Raw genomic sequence first — 20,283 nt, 5'->3', positions numbered from 1 at the left:
ATAATCTGACATATCTCCTCAGAATCACTGCACTCTACACTTCGTTTCGGTCGGCGCAAAACCATTGTCTCCCAGACAATGTGCGCCCTCGCAGATCAGTGTGCTTCAAACCAGTTTCTGCCAGACTTCACATCAACTTCCAGCGTTACAGCCAGATCTGCGGCATGACGCATTTCCTCTGCCAGTAGTGTTTTTACATACTCTTCTTCGTCAGCTGCTGCCTCAATCAGAAGTTCATCGTGCACCTGCAGGATCAGTTTTGATTTTAACTGTTCCCGCTCCAGGCGCTGTTTTACCCGGATCATCGCAATCTTGATAATATCCGCTGCCGTTCCCTGGATTGGAGAGTTCATAGCAATTCGCTCACCAAAAGAACGCTGCATAAAATTGCTTGATGCCAGTTCCGGGACAGGTCTGCGTCTGCCAAACATCGTCTCTGCATAGCCTTTTTCTTTTGCGTCAGTTACCAGTCGGTCGAGAAATATCTTGATGCCCGGATAGGTTTCAAAGTAGCTTGCGATATAACCTTCTGCTTCTTTTCGTGTAATACTCAGATCCTGACTCAGGCCAAAAGAACTGATACCATACACGATACCAAAGTTTACCGCTTTTGCATTTCGTCTCTGAAGATCTGTCACTGCTTCCAGCGGTGTATGGAACACCTGGGAAGCAGTGATCCGGTGAATATCTTCTGCATGCTGATAAGCTGCGATCAGGTTCTGATCCCCGGACATATGTGCCAGCACACGCAGCTCAATCTGAGAATAGTCCGCATCGATAAATACATACCCTTCTTTTGGCACAAAAACTTTTCGGATCAGACGACCAAGTTCCATACGAATCGGGATATTCTGCAGATTCGGCTCTGTGCTGCTGATACGCCCTGTTGCTGTAATCGTCTGATTAAAGGTACTGTGGATTCTTCCATCCGGAGCAATGCACAGTGCCAGTCCATCCGCATAAGTGGATTTTAATTTGGTAAGCTGACGATACTCCAGAATTTCTGATACGATCGGATAATCCGGAGCCAGACGTTCCAGGACATCCGCAGCGGTAGAGTATCCGGTTTTTGTTTTCTTACCGTTTGGCATCTGCAGTTTTTCAAACAGAATAACACCCAGCTGTTTCGGAGAATTGATATTAAACGTCTCTCCTGCCTTTTCATAAATGGAAGTCTCCAGTTCCGAGATTCTGCCAGTAAGCTGTGCACCATACGCTTCCAGTTCTGCCTTTTCTGCGCGGACACCTTCTTTTTCCATATCTGCCAGCACATATACCAGCGGCATCTCGATCTCATCATACAGTTTTTTCATATCGTGATCTTCTAACTGTTCCAACAACTGATTTTTTGCCGCAATGCAGGTATAAGCCTCATAGCAGACCATCAATTCCAGTGCCTCCGGCTTCTCCTCTGCCGCTTTCTTAATCTTTAACTTTCCAAGCAGATCCAGCTTAGACGGCACCATCAGTCCCAAAATATCTCTTGCAAGGTCATCGTAAGTATACTCATTTTTCAACGGATTCAATAAGTATGCGGCGATGGTAGTGTCAATGCAATTCTTTGTCTCCGGTACACGGACATGCTTCAATAATCCTTTCAAATCAGGCGTTATAAGTGTATCCAGTCCGTCACAAAGTTTCTGGACCTGTTCTTCCAGATATCCTTCTGTCACAAATCCGCCGCAGGTCAGATAAACAACGTTCTGATTGCTTTTTGCCACTGCAAGACCATACACAATTCCTGCCTCTTCAAAGAAAGACACTGCCGCCTCTTTTGCGGAAAATCCATCAAAAAAGTTCTGAATTTCATCAAGTTCATGATACACATGGAAATATTTTTCCAGATCGTTCTGTGACATATCATCTGAAAAACGGGTCAGCATGTTTTTGAACTCCAAGCGTTTCATATATACATACGCTTCCGGTGTATACAAATCTGTCAGTTTTGCCGCTTCCATGTCAAATTCAATCGGTACATGTACTTCGATGGTAGCCAGTGTCTTGCTCATCTGCGCCATATCATAGTGCTCTTCCAGATTAGTTTTCGCACGTTTTGGTGTGATTTCTTCCAGATGTGCATAGGCATTTTCAATACTCTTGTAAGCAACGATCAGATTCGTAGCAGTCTTCTCTCCGATACCCGGAACACCCGGAATATTGTCGGAACTGTCACCCATCAGAGCCTTCACATCGATAAATTCCTTTGGTGTAACCTGATAACGTTCCACTACATCAGCTGCATAATAATCTTCAATCTCCGTACCGGTTCGTTTTGTCTTAGGAATCCGGATTTTTACTTTTTCCGTAGCAAGCTGCAACAGATCACGGTCACCGGAAATAATACTGACATCCATGCCCTGTACTTCTGCCATACCTGCAATCGTTCCAAGCAGATCATCTGCCTCATACCCCGGCATTTCCACGATTTTGATGCCCATGGCCTGCAAAACTTCCTTCATGACAGGCACCTGCTCCCGCAATTCCTGAGCCATCGGTTTTCTCGTTCCTTTATAGGCGTCAAACATCTGATGGCGGAACGTCGGCTCGCTTCGGTCAAAAGCCACTGTCAGATAATCCGGTTTCTCCTCATCCAGAATCTTGAACATAATATTTAAAAATCCATATACTGCATTCGTATGCAGTCCTTCCGAATTCGTCAACGGCGGAACTCCGAAAAAGGCACGGTTTAAAATACTATGTCCATCAATCAGTACGATTTTTTTACTCATACTAAATCTCCCTTGTGTACTCTTTGAGCCATTCACGCTCATCATCATTCAGATACGGAGATATTTTTTCCCATACCATTTTATGATATGCATTCAGCATTTTTTTCTCACGGCAGGTCATCTCATCCGGATCGATTCCGTCCAGATCAATCGGAGCGTAAGTAATATTTTCAAACTGCATGAACTGACCATATTCGTTTTTCTCTGCTTTCACACAGATCAGCTCATTCTCGGTACGGATGCCGTACTCACCTTCCAGATATACACCCGGTTCGTCCGTAGTGATCATACCTTCTTCCAGTCTGCCGCTGTCATTACGCTCTGCAACGACTCTCCAACGGAAGCCGTTCGGTCCCTCATGTACATTCAGGATATGTCCGACACCATGTCCGGTTCCGCATTTATAATCAATCCCCATCTCCCATAATGGTCCACGACTTAAAATGTCTAAATTTAATCCGCTGCATCCATACAGGAATTTTGCATTTGCAAGGTTTAGATTAGATCTGCAAACCGTTGTAAAATGCAGCTTCTGTTTGTCAGTCAGAGGTCCAAGCACAAAGGTTCTTGTAATATCTGTCGTTCCCTCGTAGTAATGTCCGCCGGAATCTACCAGTAAAAATCCTTCCGGTTTTAACTCTGCTGCTGTCTCTTCTTTTGCAGAATAGTGCATCATAGCTGCATTTGCGCCATAAGCACTGATATTGTCAAAACTCAGGTCCAGGAAATTCTCCTGCTCGGCACGCAAGCTGTCCAGATATTTTCCTGCAGTATACTCTGTGATATATTCTTTTCCGACATGTGTCTTTAACCAGTACATAAATTTGGTTACAGCCACACCATCTTTTAAGTGTGCGATTCTTGTATTTTTTAACTCTGTTGCATTTTTGATGGCTTTCATACGCTCGGATGGATTCAGGTCATCTACAACTTTTAATCCTTCCGGGAATGCCATACGGATACGATAATTGATGGTATGTTCGTCCATCAGCATTACTTTGTCTGCTGCAAGTTTTGCTGCTGCATCGTATATCTCATCATAAGCACAAACAGTAATGTCATTGTCTGCCAGATAAGCTCGTACTTCATCCGTCAATGTCTCTGCATGGATAAACAGTGTGCAGGCATCTTCCTCGATCATCAGAAAAGATAAAAATACCGGCACATGGGAAATGTCGTTTCCACGCAGGTTTAAAATCCATGCAATATCATACAGAGAGCTGATCAGATGTACCTGTGCACCTTTCTCTTTCATTACTTCACGGATTCTTCCTAATTTGGAGGCTGTGGTCTCTCCGCTGTATTCATCGGTTAAAATCCATACTTTCTCTGTCGGAAGCTGTGGTCTGTCTGTCCAGATCTCATTTACCAGATCTTTTGCAACGGACAGGCTGCCCTGTTTTTTTTCGGCGATTTTCGCATATGCTGCTCCATCGGCACTGGAAAGTACTCTTCCATCAAAACCGATCACGCCGCCCTGTGGAAGTTTATCCTCTACAAACTCTTTTACTGTCGGTACACCTTCCTCAGACATACGGTATAATGTAATGGTGCTGCCTGCAAGCTGCTGCTCCGCCTGAATGAAATAACGTCCGTCAGTCCACAGACCTGCCTCTGTCAATGTCACTACTAATGTTCCGGCAGATCCTGTAAAGCCGCTCATATAAGAACGTGCTTTGAAGTATTCACCAACATACTCTGACTGGTGAAAATCTGCGGTTGGAATCATGTAGATATCCATGTTGTTTTCTTTCATTTTTTCTCGCAAAATTGCAAGTTTTTCCTGAATTGTCATATCATCTATCCTCCATGTTACTTATAATTTTTATCTTATACTCATAGCGATCTGGTTGAACAGATTTTTATGAGATATTAGCGCTATTAGAATGTTGATACTTTTGACGTCAAATGGATATTCGCAATCCTCTCACGTCAGAAACGTCATTTAGTAAAATTTCAACGGTTCCAAATCAAAGAAATGACTGTGGTCTGCCGGGAAAAATCCGATTTTTGCATTTGGGTATTTTTCCTGTAATGGCTTCTGATAGCCTTCCAGATACAATTTTTCAAGGTGTGCTTTTGTCACAAGATCCGTATCTGAAACATCCAGACACTGTTTTACCAGTTCCAGTCGATGGCTCACCTCACAAAAGGGATGTCCGATGGCATGCAAGCCCATGACCACCTGGATCTCATTTACGTTTTCCGGGATCACCGGTTCATGTGCGGCCGGAAATTTAACCGGCATATGCTTTGATCCGTCTGCCTCTACCAATACAATATCTGCAAGCTCACAGGCCTGCTTATAAATTTCTTCTGGCAGTGATGCAATTTTCCTTTCTTTCACCGGACTTCCACAGATACAAACATGCTGTTTTTCCAACTGCTGTCTGATATCTTCCAGATTTTCGAATAAAACCATGTCCGGTTCCAGCCCCATATGAGTCGTCGTTGTGACCAGAACGCTTTTTCCCTGCTGCACATATTCTCTTGTAAGATTTTTGATCCGGCTTGTCTTGCCGCCGGCGCCCACAATTGCAATTACATACATTGTGCATCACCTTTTTCTAATTGCTGCTTTAATACAAAATATGCTTCCACGACACCACCTGCAATACATCTTGCTTTATCCGAAATCGTAAAACAATTCTCGTATTCGTTCAGTCGTGGATCAATATCTGCCATCTTAAAGCCTTTGGTAACCGGATATCCTTCCCGGATCAGTCCACGGAGTAAACCGGACAGACTTGCCGGAACTTCTGCCCGCATTCCGTCCGCGCCTTCAATCCATGCGATCGGCTGTCCTTCCTCAACAATATCCGTAATTTTTGCAATGTTGTGCAAAATTCCATCCACCGGAGCATGAATGACGCGTTCTGCCGCATAGCCGCCAATTATTCCCGGAACACCAGTGTTTGCAATGGCTTTCCCTTCATAAATGACTCTGCCAAGTTTATGACCACGCATGGTTTCAACAACAGCATCACAATCCTGACCTGCTGTAAATCCCGGTCCAAGCGCAATCGTGATCGGTGCCATATCGCGTGTGGTTCCAAGATTCTTTTTGGCAAGAATCGCATCTACCACTGCCATCGGCTTGAAGCGTTTCAGACAATTTCCTTTCGGATCAATGAGCATTGTCAGCTTATCGTCTTTCAGAAAACGCTCCGCTTCATCTTCATCCTTCGCCAGAAAACACTCCATATCCTCTACTTTGGAATGGTCTTCATATACTGCCTCACTGAATGCCACATTTCTGCGGATTGCAGATGGATGTGCGATTTCCAGTATCAATACCGAAAAACCACATTTTTTCAATTTATAAATCGTTCCGGTTGCAATATCCCCACCGCCACGAACGATAATCAGATCTTTCATATTAACCTCGCATTTCTTCCCTCTGATTTTCATCCTTTCTATCTTATCACAAAATCGGCAGATATGAAATAAAGAGATACACCATTTTCATGATATATCTCTTTATTTTGCAAATATCGTATATTTGCTGCTATCGATTCTGTTCTCACAATTCTTGATTTATCCGTATTATTATGCCTCAACAGCCTCTTTTACGATAAACTCAAGTGCCTGTTTAGAAAGGATATCCTCAGCAACCATAGCTACTCCACGCTCGCCCATCATCTCACGCAGCTGCTCTGCCGGCATCTGATAAGACATTGCCATTGCAGCGATTGTCTGATCGACATCTTCATCTGTATAGGAAAATCCCTCTGCTTTTGCGATTTCCTGTAACACTGCCTGACCTTTTAACATAGAAAGTGCATCTTTTGCTGCGTACTCCTCAAACAGTTCTTCTGTTAATCCGTTGTACTGCAGATACTGCTCAAATGTGTTTCCTGCATTGCGAAGCTGTGCAAGAAGGTTATTTTTGAGCTGCTCTTTGCGCTCATCGATGAATTCCTGTGGAACTTCGATTTCAGAAGCCTCTACGATCTGCTCCAGAACTTTGTTTTCTTTCTCCATATCTGCCTGATTCTGTTTGAAATCATGGATGGATTTTCTTACAAACTCCTCAAACTCTGCAACGGTCTTGCACTGGGAGATTTTCTGAACTACTTCATCGGAAAGTTCCGGAAGGAAACTGCTGCGGACACCTTTTACCGTAACTTTGAATGTAGCTTCTTTTCCTGCAAACTCTGCTGCATGATAATCTTCCGGGAATGTAACAACCACATCTACGTTATCATCTTTTTTTGCTCCAACTAACTGATCTTCAAATCCCGGAATGAACGTATTGGAACCAAGTTTTAATGGGAAATCTGTTCCGTCTCCGCCTGCAAATGCCTCTCCGTCAATATATCCGACAAAATCGATGACTGCCTCGTCACCAAGTTCTGCTGCACCGTCTTTGTCCTGAGTCGTTACCGCATACTGTCTTGCACGCTCCAGTTCTGCTTTTACTTCTTCCTCCGTAATGATAATCTCTGCTTTTTTTACCTCTACTCCTTTATAATTTCCAAGAGTAACCTGAATTTTTTTCTCGCTCATCGCTTCCTCCAAAAGTATTTTCATTTTTCAAAATCATTTTTGACTTTGAATGTACGTTTTTTCTGATCAGTTTTTGGCTTTGCCCAGATCCTCATTCTCCAGATTGAAAAGGATCTGCCTGTATTTTTTCAGCCAAATCTTATTCTGATTCATACTTTTCCAAGTATACGATATTTTGCAGCACATTTCCATCACTTTATGATTTTTTCACATATTTCGTCACTATATTCTACGTTTTTGGCTATTTTTCCTGAATAAACATCAGGAAAAATCCAACCATCAGTAAAAAACTGGAAAACCAGATTGTTTGCAGGTTAAAAACTGGAATCAGAATACTGCCAATACCTGCTCCAAATGCAAATAAAATAATGATTCCAAAATAATGAAAAGCTTTGTACAGAATCTGGCGATTATGTGACTGACGATAGGCACAGAGTGCTTCCATTCCGCTGCGGATATTTCCAATACACATGGTGCTTGCAAATGCATAACTATCAACTTTACGAAACGTCTGTACCTGCATGGCACAGGAAAATGAGACGAAAGCATTTGCCACCAGATCCATTTTCCCCGGTAAAAATCCAACCAGAAATAACATGCTCATTTCTATCAGTATGACAATCTGCCTCCAGTGAATTCGGCCTATATTCTGAAAATGCTGACGAATTTCAGTTGCCGCCGCAACACCAAACATAAAAGACAGTACCGGCATCAGATATCGCATAACATCTGCCCAGTTTCCCGCAAAAATATGCTGGCTGAGCAGCACAATATTACCGGTTTGTGCATTTGCAAATACATGTCCTCTTGAAATATAAGTATACATATCCTGCAAACCACCGGACACGGAAAGAAAAGCTGCTGTCAGAAACGATTCCGACATTTGCTTTTTCGAACAATAATGCATCCGTAATTTTTTCATGTTTCCTCCTAATCCAAATCATCAGGTACCATAACGAAATGTTTCCCCAACCAAAATCATCAGGTACAATAACGAAATGTTTTATCTGTAAGAATTCTGGCAAATATCAACCCTAACGGTAACGCAAAAATAATCAGAAGAGCTGATGCAAACCAGGAAGAGGCTGCTGACAGATCCATGTTTCCCAGATTATAAACTGCTTTATACAGATACAGTCCCGGAACCATGATTACAATCGATGGAACCGTAATGGAAATTCTTGGATATCCAACCATTCTTTTCAACACAGACGCCAGAACTCCTGCAGCAACTGCCCCGGCAAATGCAGCCACCGGCGCCGGGACAGAAGTGATATCCAGCATTTCCAGTCGCAGCGTATTAGATACAGCTCCTATTATTCCAGCCGCAACAGCAAGTTTCCATGGACTGTTGAACATAACAGAAAATCCGAATACACCGCCAAAGCTTGCGCAGATACGCAACACAATCCACTGCCAGAGTCCAAGGCTCATCGTAGTAAATGACAGCGGTTTTAACCCCAGTACCATCGCCAGAACCCAGGCTGTCATAGTCGCAACCGATATAATAATAACGGAATACATCATCCGTTCCATTCCGGATCGCAAATCCAGTTTTGCCAGATCAATCCCACTGGTAATAAAAGGGAATCCCGGTATGATAAAAAGCATGGCACAGATATATCCTGCCTCGTGCTCCACTTTTACAGCAAAGCAGATCTCCAGTAATTTCAGCATAACAGAATAAGAAAGACATGCTGCTGATATTGACACAATAATGCACAAAAACAGCGTATAATGATGTTTCGAAAGCTTACACCGGATATAATTGCCAATTCCTGCACCGGCAAAAGCACACAGCATCTCAATGGGGCCACCGCCAAGCAGAAATGTAAAACAGGCACAGGCCAATGCTGCTGCGACTGCCAGTGTAACAGGTGAATACAATCCATGTATTTCTTCTATCTTATCAAGTATCGTATGTATTTCTTCACAGCTTTTTGTAATTTCCCGTTCTTTAAAATGCATCACAAACTTTTCCAAGCGGTTCAGTTTCGATGTATTTACCCCCGTATTCGTCAGGCATAACGACTGACTGAATGCATCATTTCCATCAAAACAGGTATAATTGATTGACATCAGTCCGATATCCACGGTACATGTCATATCCAGCAAAGCCGACAGCTCATTCATGGAACTGCGCACACGCCAGGCACCTGTCCCACATGACAACATCATAAGTCCAACTCTCCCAACGACAGATGCCTTAGCCGGAAGGTCAGCGTCGACAATCGTTTTTTCTTCGGATTTATCCGCATATTTGTGCCATAAAATATCCATATGATTCTTTTTTACAATACTCTGATCATTGAATGTCCACATACAATGCACTCCCACTGAGATAAATTTGTTATTACTCACCACTTATAGAAGTAAAACACTGTTATCTGATTACAAATCCAGACTGTCCGCACCAGCTACCCGTATCATCTGTTCTCTGCAAGACAGCACAAGTCCGTCGATCATACTTAAATGCTGAAGCATTCTGTTTTCAAACTGATGGATAGGTAACAGTACCCCAAGTTCATCAAAAGATTTTCCCGCCTTACTTCCGGTTTCCTGTCCATAATAAACAATTGCAGAATACGCTGCTTTCTGAATCTCCTGAAAAGTATTCCAGACCACATCATAAGCCTGAGCCTCGGAAAGATGTAATTTTTTCGTATCTGGCATAGCATATAAAATCAGGATACCCCGTTCCCTTTTTTCCTTTTTTTCCTCGATATTCATATGTTCCGTATAGTACCTGACCATATCATATCCGTCTGCCAGATATAGTTTCGAACGTGGAGCTGCCACATGCGCCTGATAGATTTCCAGAAATTTCTTATATTCATGTCTGGAAACAACGGATTGCTTTGTATTCAATACTTTTCCATTGATATCTGTCAACAGAACCGGATTTTCCCCTGTTTTTCCATGAAATCTCTTTGGAATCAGATAAGCTTCCTTCAGCAGATCAAACATGCTGCGATTACACAATTCCAGCAGAACCGCACTGACATCACCATTTTCATATGCTTTTAACATAACTTCTGCAAAATGTCCCGGATCAGAATCTATAAAACGATTATCATCACACAGATGGTTATAAAATGTCTCACTGAGACGTTCACATGCATCCCTGGATGCCAGAATGCGTGAAAACATTTTCTCAACTTCCTCTTCTCTTGGTAAAACAAGTGACATACAATCATCTCCTATTCATTTTTTATGACAGTTGTTTTTTCTATTCAAGTCGATTATAATAGGAAATCAGCAATCAGTAAAAGATATTATTGACATGCTTATTATAATATTTTGATATATCTGTTTCCGTCATCAACTATCATTTTTACAGGAGATTTCATTATGAATGTAAATTTTGAATATTACAAAATTTTTTATTATGTAGCCAGATACTGTAATTTTACGAAAGCAGCACATGCACTCCACAACAGTCAGCCAAATATTACGCGGGCCATGAATGCTCTGGAGCAGGAAATCCAGTGCACATTATTTGTGCGCACCAACCGAGGCGTACAGTTGACACCGGAAGGCCAGCAGCTTTATGTACGTGTATCGGCTGCCATGACACAATTGCAGGCTGCGGAAGATGAACTGACGAAAAGTGCAAGTCTGGAATATGGCAGCATTTCAATCGGTGCCAGTGAAATCGCTTTGAATATCTATCTTCTGCATCGATTACGTCAGTTTCATATAGATTATCCAAAAGTACGGCTAAAAATTGCAAATCATTCTACACCGCAGGCTATTCAATCTCTCAAAAGCGGTGAAATTGATTTCGCAGTTGTGACAACTCCATTGACCGTTACTTCACCGCTGATTCAGGTAAATTTGCAGCCTTTTCAGGATATCCTTGTCGGAGGAACTACCTTCCGTCCTCTTCAGCAAAAAATTTTATCGATTTCTGAATTGAAAAACTATCCATTTATCTGTCTGGGGGTGAATACTGCTACCCGGCATTTTTATGATGAGCTTTTTTTCTCTCATGGTCTGCGTCTGGTCCCGGATATTGAAACGGCCACGACAGATCAGATTCTTCCCCTGGTCAAAAATGAGCTTGGACTTGCTTTTCTTCCTGAGCCAATGGTTACGGATGCATTACAGAACAATTCTGTAGTTTCTTTGAAATTGAGAGAGGCACTTCCTACCCGCCAGGTCAGCATTGTGTATGATCAGACTCATCCCATGAGCATGGCTGCACATCGTCTGCTTGAACTTTTGATTCATGATAAAATTTAGATCTACGATAAAAAACAGATGTTCCAGACAAAAATCCGAAGCATCTGCTTTTTCGTTAAGGTTTTATATAAGGATTTTGAAGAATTACTAAATTACTGAAATTGTATCAGCTTATTATTACTACTATTGCCTTTTACAGTTAGTCCTGAAGTGCATCGTAACCTTCTGCACCGGTACTGATCTTGATTGCATTTTCTACGTTGTATACGAAGATCTTACCATCACCGATATGACCGGTATACAGTGCTTTCTTGGCAGCTTCAATAACAGTTCTAGGAGAAACTTTACTTACTACGATATCAACCTGAATCTTAGGCAGTAAGTTCATATCCATGGTAACACCACGGTATTTGCTTGTTCTGCCGTGCTGAGCACCACAACCAAGTACATTTGTAACGGTCATACCATTGATACCAATTGCAGCCATTGCCTCGTTGAGGGCATCGAATCTGCTCTGTTTTGCATAGATTGTAATCTTTGTAATACTTACATCGCTGCCAGTTGCAATAGATGGATCCGGAGTACGAACCTGTACCGGAACAGCCTCATCGATTGGTACTGCATTTTTCGGAAGTTTAACCGGAGTAGCAGATGAGAAGTTGTTGATACTGGATGTTAATGCAAAGTCTGCATAAGCGCTTGCAAGACCATGTTCTGTCTGATCCAGACCAATGATTTCTTCTTCTTCGCTGACACGAAGACCGATTGTTGCACGAATTACAAGGAATGTAATTGTAATTGTAACTGCTGCCCATGCCAGAACGGTTATGATACCAAGGCACTGCAGACCTAATAATTTTACGCCGCCGCCATAGAACAGACCGACAAGCTCATTTCCGTTTTTATCTGCGATTGCATAACCCGGAGCTGTGTTTGTAGCAAAAAGACCTACTGCAAATGTACCCCAGATACCATTCATAAAGTGAACGGCTACGGCACCAACCGGATCATCTACATGTAACTTGTAATCAAGAAGCCATACACCAAATACTACTAATAAACCTGCCACAGCACCGATTACGATGGAACCTGCTGCATCTGTAACATCACAAGGAGCTGTGATTGCTACCAGACCTGCTAAAGAAGCATTCAGACACATGGAGACATCAGGTTTACCATATTTTAACCATGTAAATATCATACAAACAACCGTTGCAACTGCCGGTGAAATGGTTGTTGTAAGGAAAATAGAACCTAACTGCTCAATACTTGTTGCTGCTGCGCCGTTGAAACCATACCAGCCAAACCAGAGAATGAAACATCCAAGGCAGCCAAGTGCAAGGTTATGTCCCGGAATAGCATTTACTTTTCTGATCTTGCCATTCTCGTCTTTTGTAAATTTACCGATACGTGGTCCAAGAAGCCATGCACCGATCAGTGCGCTGACACCACCAACCATATGAATTGCACAGGATCCTGCAAAATCATGGAAGCCAAGCTGTGCTAACCAGCCGCCGCCCCAGATCCAGTGTGCTTCAATCGGGTAAATCAATGCAGAGATTACTCCGGAATAAATACAATAGGATAAAAATTTTGTTCTCTCTGCCATAGCACCGGAAACGATGGTTGCTGTGGTAGCACAGAATACTAAGTTAAATACGAAACTTGAAAAACTGAAATTACTGTAGGATGAGAAAAGATCAAATCCCGGTTTTCCAATAAATCCTAACACATCTTCGCCAAGTAAGAACGAAAATCCAATCAGAATGAACATTACAGTACCAATACAGAAATCCATCAGGTTCTTCATCAAAATGTTACCGGTATTTTTTGCTCTAGTGAAACCTGCCTCTACCATTGCGAAACCTGCCTGCATCCAGAATACCAATGCTGCACCTATCAGAAACCAGACACCAAATATGTTGTCATTAATAAAAGTCATAATCTCCTGCGTCATAACTTACCTCCTGGTTTTTTGGTTCCGAAGAACCTTTACTTAAAACGACACTTTTTATGGAAATAAAAAAGGAGCATCACCTGCCGCTAGCCTGCAGATGACACCCCGTTGTGTCGCTATCAGAGTTTTTCTATTGTCCGGGCATTGAAACCTACTGTAAAACAACTAACAGTTGTTCGCAATTTCTGTTATCTGTCCTTGTAAGATTCTTATCCCGGAAAATAGAAAAAGGCACCGGAAGTTTATTCTTCTCAGCACCTTTGCCTTTGATGTCTGTAATATTACCCTCATCGAAATGAAAAGTCAATAAAATTTATTAATTTTTTGTGAATTTATGTAATCTGGCGAATTATCGCATTTTTTGGCACTATTTTTGTGCAATTCAACCAGAGCACAATTTTTTCTATACGGAAGGTTATGAAATGGAATCGTAACTCTCTTATGCTTCTTCTATGATCTTATACTTTTCTATAACATGCTGATAAAGCATTTTAACCGCCGGGGCAAGGAAGTTCGGGTTTAATGCTGATATGCCAATGACACGATATGCTTCCGGCATCATCGGATAACGGTCTACTGCATATGGGATGTCATTCATGACCAGTTCTGGCATGATGCAGATGCCTAGTCCGGCTGCCACCAGTGCAATCGTAGACAGATCATCTACAACATGGTAGTCCATCCGCACATTTCCCAATCCATTCTGTTTCATAAAGATTGCAATATCCGCATCGGTGGTCTCCATTTGTGAAACAAAGACCTCGTCTTTCATCTCATCCGGTGTCATATATGGCGTATCTTCCCGTTTGCGGTATCCTTTCGGAACGACGCAGAGCAGCGGGTCACGGTATAACGGCTCAATTGGCAGATCTCCTGCGGATGACAGGGACAAAAAGCCGATGTCTACAATGCCGTTTTTAATCCAGTAAGACACATCTGCATAGGTTCCCTGATACAATTCGATATTAATATCCGGATAACGCTGATGAAAGGAATGGATGATGTCTGTCATCCAATTTGTGCATACACTGGAAAAACAGCCCACTTTTACATTTCCCATTTTCAGTCCGTTCAGTCCCGCGATTGCCTGCTGCAGGCTCTCATCGCTGTTTAATACTGCATTCACATAAGGGAGCAGATGTTCTCCATAATTAGTCAGAGCAACCCCAGCCTTATTTCTCGTAAACAGGGAAAATCCCAGTTCCTGCTCCATCGATGCGATTGCATGACTGACTGCAGAAGGCGTCAGATTTAAAATCTCTGCCGCCTTCTGGAAACTTCCCTGTCCCACCACTGTCTGAAATACCTGATAGGATAACAAAGTCATATATTTATTCCTCCCGGATTATCGTGCACATTTGTACTGCAGTTCTTCCCAACGACGGTCAACCTCAGCCTGGAACTGTGCGATCAGATCCTCATTGCCCGGTTTGAACAGATGTTTGAATCTGCCCTGCTCGCGTAAGAAGTCCTCGATTGGCAGTTTTTTCTTCGGCTCGTAAGTTAAACGCCATTTTCCATGCTCTACCTCAAACATCGGCCAGTAGCATGTCTCAACTGCAAGTTTACAGATTTTCATGATATCTGCAGTATCATAACGCCATCCACGCGGACATGGAGTCATGATATTTAAGAAAGCAGCTCCCTCTGTGTAAATGGCTTTCTCTGCTTTTTTATGCAGATCAGAAAAATTACCGATCATGGTTGTCTGACCAACATACGGAACATCATGATCTGCGATAATAGATGCCAGATCTTTTCTGTTCTGCATTTTACCATTGGACTGTGTGCCAACCGGTGTGGTTGTGGTATCTGCATACATCGGTGTTGCGGAAGAACGCTGAATACCGGTGTTCATGTATGCACCGTTGTCATAGCAGACGTACACCATATCGTGATTACGCTCCATTGCTCCGGAAAGAGACTGGAAACCGATATCATATGTACCACCATCACCACCAAATGTGATAAATTTGAAGGTTGCATCTTCCGGCAGACGACCACGTTTTTTCAGTGCTTTGTATGCTGTCTCAACACCACTTAATGTAGCACCTGCATTTTCAAATGCATTATGGATATAGCTGTCCTCCCACGCTGTATATGGATACATGAAAGAAGAAACCTCCAGACATCCGGTTGCGTTACCGATCACTGCCTGATCTCCCTCATGCAATGCACGCAGTACGGCACGAACTGCGATGGTTGCGCCACATCCTGCACACATTCTGTGTCCCGGAGCCAGACGTTCCGGTTTGCTCATAACTTCTTTAAATTTATATTCGCTCATCACTCTGCCTCCTATTTTCTCAGACCGATATACTGATACTGTGTTACCGGTTTACCGTTTTCTACTACATCTGCAAGTTCTGCAAATACATCCTTTGCATCTTCAACCGTAAAGTCACGTCCGCCAAGTCCGTAAGTGTAGTTGATTGCTTCCATATAAGTTCTGGTACGATACAGACCTGCTGTAATCTCAGAACCAAGCGGTCCTCCGTTTCCGTTATAGCTCTCGCAACGATCCATAATAGCTACTGCTTTGCAGTTTTTCATTGCTTCAACAATTTCTTCTGCCGGAAACGGACGGAACACACGCAATTTCAGAACACCGACTTTTTTGCCTTCCTCGCGCAGTTCATCTACAGCCTCTTTTGCGGTTCCTGCTGCGGAACCGATAATGACCATTACATAATCTGCATCTTCGGTTTTATATTCTTCAAAAAGACCGTACTCTCTGCCGGAAATTCCTGCAAATTCTTTCGCTACATCTAAGATAACCTGTTTTGCATTCTCCAGCGCAATGAGCTGATTTTTTCTACTTTCCATTACAAAATTAGATACTGCATACGGTCCAACAGAAACCGGCTTCCCCGGATTTAACAAATACTCCTCCGGATGATATTCACCAACGAACGCTTTGACCGGTGCATCCTCTAATAATTCAATATTCTCTACGGCATGACTGGTAATAAAACCATCCTGACAAATCATAATCGGCAGGCGGACATCTTTATGCTCGGCAATGCGGTATGCCTGAATAAAATTATCGTATACTTCCTGATTGTTTTCTGCATAAATCTGAATCCATCCGGTATCACGGGCCCCCATACCATCGGTATGATCACAGTTGATGTTGATCGGACCGGAAAGGGTACGGTTTACCAATGTCAGAGCGATCGGCATACGGTTGGAAGCTGCCAGCAGCAATTCCTCCCACATCAGGGCCAGACCAGCGGAAGAAGTTGCGGTCAGTGTCCTTGCACCTGCTGCCTCAGATCCGATGCAGGCACTCATTGCAGAATGTTCACTCTCGACCGGAATAAACTCTGTATCGATTTCGCCGTTTGCAATGTATGTGGATACCATCTGCGGAATCTCTGTGGACGGCGTGATCGGAAATGCCGGCATAACATCCGGATTTACCTGTTTGATTGCATAGGCAACGGCCTCGTTACCTGACATACGTTCTTTGATTCCCATTATTCTACGCCCTCCTTCATTTTGATTGCTCCAAACGGACATACCTTTGCACAGATTCCGCACCCTTTGCAGTGATCTAAGTCAAAGGCTCCTCGTTTCTGATCTTTGACCGGAATGGAACTGTCCGGACAGACCGGTGCACACAGCAGACACTGTTTGCAGTTATCCTCTAAATAAACCGGTGTATTATTTCTCCACTCACCGGTCTTAAAATATTTGGAAGTTCCTGCAGCAAATACCTGCATTCCTTCCGTCAGCCCTGTATGTGGCGTATGTTCATTGATTTTATTGATATCTGTTCTCATCTTCTATCTCCTCTATGCTTCCTCTACAGCCGCAAAAGCCATTTCCAGTGCTTTCATATTTCCATCGATCACTTCTGGTTTCTTTGCAAATTTATGTTTGTAAGAAGCACGCATTTCATGCAAAAATGTTTCTTTCGGCATTACACCGGTAGTTGCTACTACTGCTGCCAGCATTGGAGAGTTTGGAAAATATTTTCCCAGTGCTTCCTCAGAAATTGTTCTGGCATCAATCGTAACGACACGTCCCTCATAACCGTTTAACTGCGGCATGAGCTCTTCTTTTGATTTTGCTGTATTAACAATGATGGCACCTTCTTTTTTCAATCCGGCTGTTACATCAACGGTATGTAATAATGTCTCATCAACAACTGCAACAAAATCCGGATCATAAATATTGGAATGTACACGAATCACATCTGAACTGATTCTGTTATAAGCAGTGATTGGCGCGCCCATGCGCTCCGGACCGTACTCCGGGAAACCCTGTACATGCTTTCCGGTTTTAAAAGCTACATCTGCCAGAAGCAGTGCTGCAGTCTTGGCACCCTGACCGCCACGGCCATGCCATCTGATCTCAATTCCATTTTTCATGATCTATCTCTCCTCTTTTTGTGACTACTCTTTCCTGAAATGTTGGTTTTTACCAGCATTTAACATTATATCGGTGTGTTTTTTGATTGTAAAGAGATAAAGTGATTTTTTTTCATTTTATAGATGAAACAAATTCATGTATTGTATCTGACAATGAAATTCAGGTACATAAAAACACAAATTTCTAACGACCAGACCGAATGATTCTCTCATAGATTTTAACCAGATATTTTTCTGAAAAACAAAAAATATTCAATCAGAACTTTTCCCGCTCTGGTTGAATATTTTTTATTTGTTTACAATTTAATGTTTTTCAATGCGTCCAGCATTGCATTACTGCCGGTCTCCTGCTTTGCCTCTTTCTGTTGTTTCTTCAGATAATTCTGTACATCCCGTTTGGAAACTCCTGCGCCTTCTTTCTTCCGGCGCTCCTGGAATTTACTCAGGCGCTCCTTATATCCACACTTACATACAAAAGAAGCATTTTCACCGCTGCCGATCAGTTCCATTCGTTTATGACACTGCGGACAGCGGGCATTTGTCGTCTTTGCGATAGTCTGCCGGTATCCGCATTCCCGATCCTGACATACAAGCATCCGACTATTTTTGCCATTTACAGCAAGCAGACGTTTCCCACAATTCGGACAAAGTTTGTTTGTCATATTATCATGCCGAAAAGTTCCTTCCGCTGTCTTGATCTGTTTTACCAGATCCGTTGAATAAGTTCGAATCTCATTCATAAACTTCCGGTCTGAAAGTTTTCCTTCTGCAATCTTTGAGAGTTTCATTTCCCACTCTGCCGTCAGTTCCGGCTTGCGCAGATCTTCCGGAACCAGTTCCAGAAGCTGACGTGCCTTCGCTGTGGTATAGATATCTTCACCCTTTTTCTCTAATAAAAAGCCGGAAAACAATTTTTCAATAATATCTGCCCTGGTAGCAACCGTTCCAAGTCCACCGGTTTCTCCCAGTGTCTTTGCCATTTCTTTGTTGCTGCTTTCCATATAACGTACCGGATTTTCCATGGCAGCGATCAGCGTGCCTTCGGTAAATCGTGCCGGTGGCTTTGTCTTACCTTCTGTCAGGCGGATATCGGAAATGGAAAATTCCTGCCCTTTTTGCATTACAGGAAGATTCTGGCGTTTTAATTCCTCTTCTTCCTCATCCTCGGACTGATTTTCATAAATCGCTTTCCATCCCATATGCAGCGGACGGGTTCCTCTGGCATAAAAATGTTCTCCTTCCACTGCTCCAGTCAATACAGATTCTTCGTATTCATACGCCGGATACATAACTGCCAGAAATCTGCGCACTACCATATCGTAGATTTTTCGTTCCTCATTACTCATATGGATATAATTTGGTGCCTGCTCCGTTGGAATGATTGCATGATGGTCGCTGACTTTTGCATCATTGACAAATGCAGGTTTCTTCGGCAGTTCGCGGCGGATCAACGGAGCAGCAAACTCCCGGTAAACACCGGCATTGATGGCCTGCAGACGTTCTTTGATCGTTCCCATGACATCTGCCGTCAGATAACGTGAATCTGTTCTCGGATATGTCAGTACTTTATGGTTCTCATACAACCGCTGCATGATATTCAACGTTTCTTTTGCAGAAAATCCAAATTTCTGATTTGCTTCCCGTTGCAGCTGTGTCAGGTCATATAATTGTGGTGCACCCTGCTTTTTCACCTTAGTATCTGCTTTTATGATCTGCAATTTCTTTCCGGACAATTGTTTCTGAATATTCGCTATCCGGTCTTTCTGAAAACTGCGATAACTGCCACTTTTTTCATCTTTCCAGGTAAATACCACACCCTCTGCCTGCAATTGCAGTCCGTAATATGGTTTTGGAACAAATTTCCGAATTTCTTCTTCCCGCTTTGCAATCATTGCAAGTGTCGGTGTCTGCACGCGACCACAGGACAACTGTGCATTGTATTTGCAGGTCAATGCTCTGGTCGCATTTAATCCAACCAGCCAGTCTGCCTCTGCACGGCAGACAGCCGCATGATACAGATTATCATATTCTTTTGCATTTTTCAGATGCTCAAATCCCTGACGGATTGCTTTATCTGTCACAGAAGAAATCCACAGACGCTTACACGGCTTATGATTGTCTGCTTTCTTCAGAATCCAGCGGGCAACCAGCTCCCCCTCTCGGCCGGCATCGGTTGCAATGACGATATCCGATACATCCTTACGGTAGATCTGTCGTTTTACTGCCTGATATTGCTTCCCGGTCTGCTTGATGACCTCGATATCCATCTTCCCCGGAAGCATCGGAAGATCTTCCATCTTCCAGTCTTTGTATTTTTTATCGTAGTGCTCCGGATCTGCCAGCGTAACCAAGTGGCCTAATCCCCAGGTTACGATATACTGACTGCCTTCCAAAGCCCCGTCAATTTTCTTTCCACACTTTAAAACTCTACCGATATCCCGTCCAACGGAAGGTTTTTCGGCAATGACTAATGTTTTTCCCATATTTTTGCTAATTCTCTTTCTTCTTTTTGTTCTATCTCTCTCAG

16 protein-coding genes are annotated in these 20,283 nt (G+C 42.9%); 1 reads left to right on the top strand and 15 read right to left on the bottom strand.

Annotated elements, in window-relative coordinates; genetic code table 11:
* Positions 1 to 95: 95 nt before the first annotated feature.
* The 8 genes from polA to HMPREF0373_RS00940 all read right to left on the bottom strand — a co-directional run bounded on the left by polA (position 96) and on the right by HMPREF0373_RS00940 (position 10,427).
* Complete coding sequence (gene polA, locus HMPREF0373_RS00975) at positions 96 to 2,729, bottom strand: DNA polymerase I (protein ID WP_021737668.1); 2,634 nt, start codon at positions 2,727 to 2,729, stop codon at positions 96 to 98.
* A 1-nt stretch (position 2,730) separates the two neighbouring features.
* Positions 2,731 to 4,524, bottom strand: coding sequence for an aminopeptidase P family protein (locus tag HMPREF0373_RS00970; RefSeq protein WP_021737667.1), 1,794 nt, complete (start codon positions 4,522 to 4,524; stop codon positions 2,731 to 2,733).
* Between the two features lie 150 nt (positions 4,525 to 4,674).
* Positions 4,675 to 5,280 carry a selenium cofactor biosynthesis protein YqeC gene (yqeC, locus tag HMPREF0373_RS00965; protein WP_021737666.1) on the bottom strand — a complete coding sequence of 202 codons (606 nt, stop codon included), beginning with the start codon at positions 5,278 to 5,280 and terminating at the stop codon, positions 4,675 to 4,677.
* Positions 5,271 to 6,107 carry a selenium-dependent molybdenum cofactor biosynthesis protein YqeB gene (gene yqeB / locus HMPREF0373_RS00960; protein WP_044962520.1) on the bottom strand — a complete coding sequence of 279 codons (837 nt, stop codon included), beginning with the start codon at positions 6,105 to 6,107 and terminating at the stop codon, positions 5,271 to 5,273. The genes yqeC and yqeB overlap by 10 nt, the downstream gene beginning before the upstream one ends.
* Before the next feature lie 171 nt (positions 6,108 to 6,278).
* A complete protein-coding gene (gene tig, locus HMPREF0373_RS00955) occupies positions 6,279 to 7,238 on the bottom strand; it encodes a trigger factor (RefSeq protein ID WP_022035704.1) in 960 nt (319 codons plus the stop codon).
* A 241-nt stretch (positions 7,239 to 7,479) separates the two neighbouring features.
* Complete coding sequence (locus tag HMPREF0373_RS00950) at positions 7,480 to 8,160, bottom strand: YoaK family protein (protein WP_021737662.1); 681 nt, start codon at positions 8,158 to 8,160, stop codon at positions 7,480 to 7,482.
* Positions 8,161 to 8,219: 59 nt separating this feature from the next.
* Positions 8,220 to 9,560: a threonine/serine exporter family protein gene (locus HMPREF0373_RS00945; protein ID WP_021737661.1), complete on the bottom strand. Its 1,341-nt coding sequence runs from the start codon at positions 9,558 to 9,560 to the stop codon at positions 8,220 to 8,222.
* A 69-nt stretch (positions 9,561 to 9,629) separates the two neighbouring features.
* The gene (locus HMPREF0373_RS00940) at positions 9,630 to 10,427 is read right to left on the bottom strand and encodes a DUF4866 domain-containing protein (protein ID WP_021737660.1); all 798 of its coding nucleotides are present in this window, start codon (positions 10,425 to 10,427) and stop codon (positions 9,630 to 9,632) included.
* 162 nt (positions 10,428 to 10,589) lie between these two features.
* Between HMPREF0373_RS00940 and HMPREF0373_RS00935 the strand changes: the two genes are divergently transcribed.
* Positions 10,590 to 11,483: a LysR family transcriptional regulator gene (locus HMPREF0373_RS00935; protein WP_021737659.1), complete on the top strand. Its 894-nt coding sequence runs from the start codon at positions 10,590 to 10,592 to the stop codon at positions 11,481 to 11,483.
* 139 nt (positions 11,484 to 11,622) lie between these two features.
* Here the strand turns inward: HMPREF0373_RS00935 and HMPREF0373_RS00930 are convergent, their stop codons facing one another.
* The 7 genes from HMPREF0373_RS00930 to HMPREF0373_RS00900 form a co-directional block, all read right to left on the bottom strand.
* Positions 11,623 to 13,380 (bottom strand): ammonium transporter, encoded by a 1,758-nt coding sequence (locus tag HMPREF0373_RS00930; protein ID WP_021737658.1) that lies wholly within the window; start codon positions 13,378 to 13,380, stop codon positions 11,623 to 11,625.
* 439 nt (positions 13,381 to 13,819) lie between these two features.
* Positions 13,820 to 14,707: a LysR family transcriptional regulator gene (locus HMPREF0373_RS00925; protein ID WP_021737656.1), complete on the bottom strand. Its 888-nt coding sequence runs from the start codon at positions 14,705 to 14,707 to the stop codon at positions 13,820 to 13,822.
* Between the two features lie 18 nt (positions 14,708 to 14,725).
* Positions 14,726 to 15,667: a thiamine pyrophosphate-dependent enzyme gene (locus HMPREF0373_RS00920; RefSeq protein ID WP_021737655.1), complete on the bottom strand. Its 942-nt coding sequence runs from the start codon at positions 15,665 to 15,667 to the stop codon at positions 14,726 to 14,728.
* A gap of 11 nt (positions 15,668 to 15,678) precedes the next feature.
* The gene (locus tag HMPREF0373_RS00915; protein ID WP_021737654.1) at positions 15,679 to 16,860 is read right to left on the bottom strand and encodes a transketolase C-terminal domain-containing protein; all 1,182 of its coding nucleotides are present in this window, start codon (positions 16,858 to 16,860) and stop codon (positions 15,679 to 15,681) included.
* On the bottom strand, positions 16,860 to 17,165 hold the full coding sequence (locus HMPREF0373_RS00910; RefSeq protein ID WP_021737653.1) for a 4Fe-4S binding protein: 306 nt from the start codon (positions 17,163 to 17,165) through the stop codon (positions 16,860 to 16,862). The genes HMPREF0373_RS00915 and HMPREF0373_RS00910 overlap by 1 nt, the downstream gene beginning before the upstream one ends.
* A gap of 12 nt (positions 17,166 to 17,177) precedes the next feature.
* Positions 17,178 to 17,756: a 2-oxoacid:acceptor oxidoreductase family protein gene (locus HMPREF0373_RS00905; RefSeq protein WP_021737652.1), complete on the bottom strand. Its 579-nt coding sequence runs from the start codon at positions 17,754 to 17,756 to the stop codon at positions 17,178 to 17,180.
* 296 nt (positions 17,757 to 18,052) lie between these two features.
* A complete protein-coding gene (locus HMPREF0373_RS00900; RefSeq protein ID WP_021737651.1) occupies positions 18,053 to 20,239 on the bottom strand; it encodes a DNA topoisomerase III in 2,187 nt (728 codons plus the stop codon).
* Positions 20,240 to 20,283 lie beyond the last annotated feature (44 nt).

This window comes from Eubacterium ramulus ATCC 29099 (genome assembly GCF_000469345.1).
GTDB lineage: Bacteria > Bacillota > Clostridia > Lachnospirales > Lachnospiraceae > Eubacterium_I > Eubacterium_I ramulus.
The sequence above is the reverse complement of the archived record's forward strand: the minus strand, read 5'-3'. Positions and strand labels throughout refer to the sequence as shown.

Bases quoted from the DNA above. Each gene is read 5' to 3' on its own strand.
- polA (WP_021737668.1), bottom strand. From the start codon at position 2,729: ATGAGTAAAAAAATCGTACTGATTGATGGACATAGTATTTTAAACCGT.
- HMPREF0373_RS00970 (WP_021737667.1), bottom strand. From the start codon at position 4,524: ATGACAATTCAGGAAAAACTTGCAATTTTGCGAGAAAAAATGAAAGAA.
- yqeC (WP_021737666.1), bottom strand. From the start codon at position 5,280: ATGTATGTAATTGCAATTGTGGGCGCCGGCGGCAAGACAAGCCGGATC.
- yqeB (WP_044962520.1), bottom strand. From the start codon at position 6,107: ATGAAAGATCTGATTATCGTTCGTGGCGGTGGGGATATTGCAACCGGA.
- tig (WP_022035704.1), bottom strand. From the start codon at position 7,238: ATGAGCGAGAAAAAAATTCAGGTTACTCTTGGAAATTATAAAGGAGTA.
- HMPREF0373_RS00950 (WP_021737662.1), bottom strand. From the start codon at position 8,160: ATGAAAAAATTACGGATGCATTATTGTTCGAAAAAGCAAATGTCGGAA.
- HMPREF0373_RS00945 (WP_021737661.1), bottom strand. From the start codon at position 9,560: ATGTGGACATTCAATGATCAGAGTATTGTAAAAAAGAATCATATGGAT.
- HMPREF0373_RS00940 (WP_021737660.1), bottom strand. From the start codon at position 10,427: ATGTCACTTGTTTTACCAAGAGAAGAGGAAGTTGAGAAAATGTTTTCA.
- HMPREF0373_RS00935 (WP_021737659.1), top strand. From the start codon at position 10,590: ATGAATGTAAATTTTGAATATTACAAAATTTTTTATTATGTAGCCAGA.
- HMPREF0373_RS00930 (WP_021737658.1), bottom strand. From the start codon at position 13,380: ATGACGCAGGAGATTATGACTTTTATTAATGACAACATATTTGGTGTC.
- HMPREF0373_RS00925 (WP_021737656.1), bottom strand. From the start codon at position 14,707: ATGACTTTGTTATCCTATCAGGTATTTCAGACAGTGGTGGGACAGGGA.
- HMPREF0373_RS00920 (WP_021737655.1), bottom strand. From the start codon at position 15,667: ATGAGCGAATATAAATTTAAAGAAGTTATGAGCAAACCGGAACGTCTG.
- HMPREF0373_RS00915 (WP_021737654.1), bottom strand. From the start codon at position 16,860: ATGGGAATCAAAGAACGTATGTCAGGTAACGAGGCCGTTGCCTATGCA.
- HMPREF0373_RS00910 (WP_021737653.1), bottom strand. From the start codon at position 17,165: ATGAGAACAGATATCAATAAAATCAATGAACATACGCCACATACAGGG.
- HMPREF0373_RS00905 (WP_021737652.1), bottom strand. From the start codon at position 17,756: ATGAAAAATGGAATTGAGATCAGATGGCATGGCCGTGGCGGTCAGGGT.
- HMPREF0373_RS00900 (WP_021737651.1), bottom strand. From the start codon at position 20,239: ATGGGAAAAACATTAGTCATTGCCGAAAAACCTTCCGTTGGACGGGAT.